5 protein-coding genes are annotated in these 6,000 nt (G+C 72.3%); all 5 read left to right on the top strand.

Going from position 1 to position 6,000, the window contains the following annotated elements; translation table 11 throughout:
• Positions 1 to 89: 89 nt before the first annotated feature.
• The 5 genes from B5F84_RS09595 to B5F84_RS07620 all read left to right on the top strand — a co-directional run bounded on the left by B5F84_RS09595 (position 90) and on the right by B5F84_RS07620 (position 5,902).
• Positions 90 to 302 (top strand): hypothetical protein, encoded by a 213-nt coding sequence (locus B5F84_RS09595; RefSeq protein WP_158094517.1) that lies wholly within the window; start codon positions 90 to 92, stop codon positions 300 to 302.
• A gap of 221 nt (positions 303 to 523) precedes the next feature.
• Positions 524 to 1,357, top strand: a complete 834-nt coding sequence (locus tag B5F84_RS07635; protein WP_158094516.1) for an HAD family hydrolase — start codon at positions 524 to 526, stop codon at positions 1,355 to 1,357.
• A gap of 450 nt (positions 1,358 to 1,807) precedes the next feature.
• The gene (locus B5F84_RS07630; protein ID WP_087322426.1) at positions 1,808 to 2,677 is read left to right on the top strand and encodes a methylenetetrahydrofolate reductase; all 870 of its coding nucleotides are present in this window, start codon (positions 1,808 to 1,810) and stop codon (positions 2,675 to 2,677) included.
• Positions 2,678 to 2,680: 3 nt separating this feature from the next.
• The gene (locus tag B5F84_RS07625; RefSeq protein WP_143786075.1) at positions 2,681 to 3,412 is read left to right on the top strand and encodes a vitamin B12 dependent-methionine synthase activation domain-containing protein; all 732 of its coding nucleotides are present in this window, start codon (positions 2,681 to 2,683) and stop codon (positions 3,410 to 3,412) included.
• A gap of 42 nt (positions 3,413 to 3,454) precedes the next feature.
• Entirely contained in the window at positions 3,455 to 5,902 is a 2,448-nt protein-coding gene (locus B5F84_RS07620) for a homocysteine S-methyltransferase family protein (protein ID WP_087322423.1), read from the top strand.
• Positions 5,903 to 6,000: the final 98 nt, after the last annotated feature.

The raw sequence follows: 6,000 nt of genomic DNA, 5'->3' as shown, positions 1-6,000 counted from the left end.
GGCGGCCATCCAGAGCTTCACCGCCATGGAGGCGAGAAGAACCACCACGACGGCAGGGCCGAACTCCGTGGGAAAGATCGCGCAGTGCCGTGGGGGTCTGGACGGGCCCGCTCGCGGGGCTTCTCGCCGTGATGGCGTCCTGCCTGGTCTCCGTGGCGGGATGGGCGCTCCTTGGGCTGGCGCGGCTTGCGGTGGGGGCGCTCTGTCGTCGGGCGGACGTGCGCGCGGCGTTTCCGCCCTCCCTGCCCCTTGCGCCCGGGATCGCGCTGGCGGCCCTGGCCATCGTGTGCGGGCGGGGGTGAGCCCACGGCCGCCCGCGCGCCGTCGGCCGGGACTTTGGCGTCCCGCGCCCCCGCCCGGCGCGCCTGCGCCTAGAATGGACGTGGCGCCGGGGATCCCAACGCTCGGCACCCAGCGCGCCACCCGGCGGCCCCCGACCCCGGAGGGCGCAGGGCCGCGCGCGAGCGCACGGCGTTGGGAGCTCTTCTCCGTGCCCGCGCGGCCCGACCCTGTTGGAGGACCTGTGATCAGGCTCGTGCTCACCGACCTCGACTCCACGCTCATCTGGCGCGAGGACCACGTGGTCTCCGCCCGCGCCCTTGCCGCTATCAGGCGGGCGCAGCGTGCGGGCGTGCGCGTGGTGCCCTGCACCGGGCGCCACTTCCGCGACCTCCCCTGGATGTTCGACGGAGACGCCGCGGCCTGCTCGACCGCGGTGACGAGCAACGGCCAGCTCGTGTACCTGGACGGGGAGCTCGTCGAGCGCGTCCCGCTTCCCCGCGAGGCGCTCTGCGGGCTGGCGGCCCTGCTCGCCGGGGAGCCGGCCGCGGGCCTTGTGGTGGAGATCGGCGAGGACAAGACGATCGTGGCTCGGGACCTGGAGTTCGTGCGCGCCCATCCGGAGACCTTCTGGGGCGTCTCCGCAAGCGTGCCCGAGGTCCCCGCGGAGCCCTGCTACAAGGCCAACGTGCGGCTTGCCGGGAGCTTTGCCCGCTGCGAGGAGCTCGCCGCCGAGCTCGACCGGGCCTGCCCCGACCTCGACTTCCTGCTGCCCATGCCGGGAACGCCCCACATCGACGTCATGCCGCGCGGCGTGGGCAAGGACCATGGCGGCGACTTCCTCATGGAGCGCCTTGGGCTCGTCCCGGAGGAGGTCTGCTGCTTCGGCGACGCGGACAACGACCTCGCGCTGCTTCGCCACTACCCCAATTCGGTGGCCGTGGCCAACGCGGTCCCCTCGGTCCTTGCGACCGCGCGCTGGCGCATCGGCCCCGCGTGCGAGGACTCGGTGGCCCGTGCGCTCGAGGACATCGCCGAGGCCACGACGGCCGGGCGCATGCCCTCCTTCATGGCGTAGGGGCATGCGGCGCCTCAGCCGGGCGAGAAGAACCTCGCGAGCGCCGTGCCTCCCTGCCGGCCGCGCGAAAATCACCCGCGCCCCCGACGTCTTTGCATGCGTAACTCACTTTGCATGCGTAACTCACGATGTGCGCGCATTGCGAGTTACGCATGGGGTGAAGGATGCGTAACCCGGGATTTCCGTGCAGATTGCGCCCTTTTCAGAGGTTGCGCATCCGGTGGTTCGATCTTTTGCACGCGTAACTCGGAATGTGCGGCAAACGCAAGCTACGCGTGCTGCGCCGGCGGCAAACGCAGGCTACGCGTGCTGCGCCGGCGGCGGGCGAGAAGGACGGGCGCCGCGCTCCCGCCGCCGGAACGATTGCGGCCCCGTGACAAATCGCCCGTGTCCCCGGGCGTTTGGGCGGCCTGCCCGTACAATGGTCGGTCGCAGAGGAAAGGGGACCGCATGAGAATCACCGAGAAGCTCGCCCGTCGCCAGACGTTCTCCTTCGAGATCTTCCCGCCCAAGGGCGAGATGCCCCTCGAGAGCGCGTACGCGGTGGCGAGCGAGATGGCAGCCGACCGACCCGACTGGATATCGGTCACCTACTCTGCGGGCGGGTCGGGCAACTCCGCCAACACCGTTCCCATTGCGGCCTCCATCGAGCGAGACCTCGGCGTCACGGCGCTCGCGCACCTCACCTGCCTGGGGTCCTCTCGCGCGGACGTGGACGCCTACGTGGCGTCGCTTGCCGAGGCGGGCGTGGAGAACGTGCTCGCCCTGCGCGGCGACCGCGCGCCGGGACGCGATCCGATCGACTTTGCACACGCGTCCGACCTCATCGCGTACCTGCGTGCGAGCGGGTCGGAGCTCTGCATCGGCGCGGCCTGCTACCCGGAGGGCCACGTCGAGTCGCCCGACGAGGAGGAGAGCTACCGCGCGCTCTACCTCAAGCAGGAGGCAGGCGCCGACTACCTGGTCTCCCAGCTCTTCTTTGACAACGAGGACTTCTACCGCTTCCGCGAGAAGTGCCTGCGCCATCGCGTGCGCCTGCCCATCGTGGCGGGCATCATGCCCTTCACGAGCGTGAAGCAGATCCAGCGCATGGCCTTCACGTGTGGCGCGTCCATCCCGGCCAAGGTCGTGAAGCGGCTCGTGCTCGCCGGGGACGACCCCGCCGACCAGGCCCGCGCGGGCCTCGAGTACGCCTGCGAGCAGCTCGCGGACCTTGCGGCCAACGGCGTGGACGGCCTGCACGTCTACAGCATGAACAAGCCCTCCGTGGCCCATGCCGCCCGCGAGGTCCTTCTCGCCTGCGGCTACCTGGGGGCCTAGGGCGTGGCGGGGGTCGCTCGGGCCTACGAGATCGCCTCGGTGGAGCGCGGGGAGGTCCTGCGCTACCTCGGGCACTCGGGGCAGAAGATCGTCCCGGAGCTCGACGCGCGAATCGACGAGGTCGTGGCTCGCTGCCTGGCGGCGGCGCGCCCCCGTGGGGTGACGCGCGTCTTTGACGTGGCGCGGCGCGGCAGGAGGGACGGGCGCCCCGTGATCGAGCTCGCGGGCACGGCCCTCGCGCTCGAGGGGAGCTCCATCGCGCGGCACCTTGACGGGGCCGTGGCCGTGGGCGTGCTCGCCGTGACCGCGGGGATGGGGGTCGACCTTGAGCTCAGGCGCCTCTCGCTCACCGACCGCGTGGCCGAGGTGGTCTTTGACGCCGCGGGCTCGGCGCTCGTGGAGCGCGCGGCCGACGCCGCCGAGGCGGACATCGTGGCCGAGGCCGCCGCGCGCGGCCTTTACACCGGCTCGCGCTTCTCGCCCGGCTACGGCGACCTGCCGCTTGCCACCCAGCCGGTCCTCCTGTCCTCGCTCGACGCGCAGCGCGCGCTTGGCATCACCCTCTCGGCCACGCTGCTCATGTCGCCCACCAAGAGCGTCACCGCCGTGGTGGGCCTGTTCGAGGAGCCGCGCGAGCGCGCCTACGTGGCCTGCGACGAGTGCCTCAGCCGCGACTTCTGCAAGATTCGCCCCACCGGCTCCACCTGCCGCGACCTGACAGGGGCGACAGGGTAATCTGTCACAAAAGACCGTCGTCAGACACCTCGACCAAGGGGGATGCCCGTGTCCACCAACGCCCACACCGACCTCCTGCGCGCCGCGCTCGCCGGCGAGGCCCTGCTGCTCTTTGACGGAGCCATGGGGACCGAGCTCCAGGCCCGCGGCCTTGCGGCCGGCGAGCTGCCGGAGCTTCTGTGCCTCACGCACCCTGAGGTGGTGACGGAGGTCCATGCCGCCTACGTGGCCGCCGGGGCGGACGTGGTGACCACCAACACCTTTGGGGCCAACGCGGACAAGCTCGGCGACGCCGCCTCCGTGGAGGAGGTCTTCGCGGCGGCCGTGGCCTGCGCCCGCGCCGCCCGCCCGCGCTACGTGGCGGCCGACATCGGCCCGACGGGCCAGCTCCTCGCCCCGATGGGCCCGCTCGCCTTCGACGACGCCTACGAGCTCTTTGCCCGCCAGGTCCGCGCGGCCGCGGCGGCCGGCGCCGACCTCGTCGTCGTGGAGACCATGGCCGACCTCGCCGAGGCCAAGGCCGCCGTCCTGGCCGCCCGCGAGAACGCCGACCTGCCCGTCCTCGTCACGATGACCTTCCAGGAGGACGGCCGCACGTTCCTGGGCACCACGCCGGAGGTCGCGGCCCTCACGCTCTCCTCGCTCGGCGCCGACGCCGTGGGCGTCAACTGCTCGCTCGGCCCCGACGAGGTGGCGCCGCTCGTCGAGCGGATGCTCCCCTGGGCGAGCTGCCCGGTCATGGTGCAGGCCAACGCGGGCCTGCCGCACGTGGTGGACGGCGCCACGGTCTTTGACGTGGACCCCGGGGCGTACGCCGAGGCGGTGGCCGGGATGCTCGACGCGGGCGTCACCATCACGGGCGGCTGCTGCGGCACCACCCCCGCCCACATCGCCGCCGAGCGCGCCCTGCTCGACGCGCGCCGCCCCGCCCCGCGGCCGCGCCGCGACCGCTTTGCCGTGGCGGGCCCCCAGAGGCTCGTCTCCCTCGCGCCCGGCCAGGTGGGCGTCATTGGCGAGCGCATAAACCCCACGGGCAAGCGTCGCATGAAGGAGGCCCTGCGCAGCGGCAACCATGACTTCGTGATGGGCGAGGCCATCGCGCAGGAGGCCGCGGGCGCCCAGATCCTTGACGTCAACGCCGGCCTCCCCGAGATCGACGAGCGCGCCGTCATGTGCCAGCTCGTGTCGGAGCTCCAGGGCGTGACCACGCTGCCCCTCCAGATCGACGCCTCCGACCCCGCGGTCATCGAGGCCGCGGTGCGCGGCTACCCCGGCAAGCCCCTCATCAACTCGGTGAACGGCAAGGCCGAGAGCCTTGCCGCCGTGGTGCCCCTCGCCGCGCGCTACGGCTGCTCGCTCGTGGGCCTCACGCTCGACGAGACCGGCATCCCCGACACGGCCGCCGGCCGCGTGGAGATCGCGCGCACGATCGTGGCGGCGACGGACGCGGCGGGCATCCCGCGCCACGACGTCGTCATCGACTGCCTCGCCATGGCGGCCTCGACCGACCAGCGCGCGCCGCGCGCGATCCTGGACGCCATCGCCGCCGTCAAGGCGGAGCTCCCCGGCGTCCGCACGGTCCTGGGCGTCTCCAACATCAGCTTTGGCCTGCCCTTCCGTCCCCTGCTCAACGCCACCTTCCTGGCGGCCGCCTTCTCCGCGGGGCTTGACCTCGCGATCATCAACCCCGGGAGCCGCCGCATGATGGACGTCGTCGACTCCTGGCGCGTGCTCTCGGGGGAGGACGCGCAGGCGCGCTTCTACGTGGAGCACTACGCCGATCGCTCGGACGTCGCCCCCGCGGGCGCGCCCTCGCCGGCGGGCGAGAAGAACCTCCCGCCGTCCGCCGCGGGCCTCTCGGACGATCCTGTCGAGCGCGCTCGCGAGCTCGTGCTCGTGGGGCGTGACGGACCCATGGCCGACACCATGCGCGAGGTTCTTCTCGCCCATGACGCGCTCTTTGCGATCGACGAGATCCTCATTCCCGCCCTCGACGAGGTGGGCCGGCGCTTTGAGGCGGGGACGTTCTTCCTGCCGCAGCTCATGGCCTCCGCCGAGGCGGCCAAGGCGGGCTTTGAGGTGATTCGCGCGGCCAGCGGGAGGGACGGCGCCCCTGCGGCCGGCAAGGGTCCCGTGGTGATCTGCACCGTGCGCGGGGACATTCACGACATCGGGAAGAACATCGTGCGCATGCTGCTCGAGAACTATGGCTTTGACGTGGTTGACCTGGGGCGCGACGTGGCGCCGGAGACCGTGCTCGCCGCGGTCGAGGAGCGCCACGCGCCCCTGGCGGGGCTCTCGGCGCTCATGACCTCGACCGTCCCCGCGATGGCGGAGACTATCGAGCTTTTGCACGAGCGCGCGCCCTGGTGCAAGGTCATGGTGGGCGGCGCGGTCCTCACGCCCGAGTACGCCCGCATGGTGGGGGCGGACTTCTACGCCAAGGACGCCACGGACGCCGCCCGCATAGCCTCCACCCTCGTTTCATGACGGAGGAGGCAGGGTAGGGGTCACGTTTTGCGCCCGGGGACGCCGGCTCGCAAGGGACGCGACGGGGCGCCGGGAGACGGCGGACAGCAGCCCGCTGC

It is taken from the genome of Olsenella sp. An290 (genome assembly GCF_002159535.1).
Taxonomy (GTDB): Bacteria; Actinomycetota; Coriobacteriia; order Coriobacteriales; family Atopobiaceae; genus Thermophilibacter.
The sequence above is the reverse complement of the archived record's forward strand: the minus strand, read 5'-3'. Positions and strand labels throughout refer to the sequence as shown.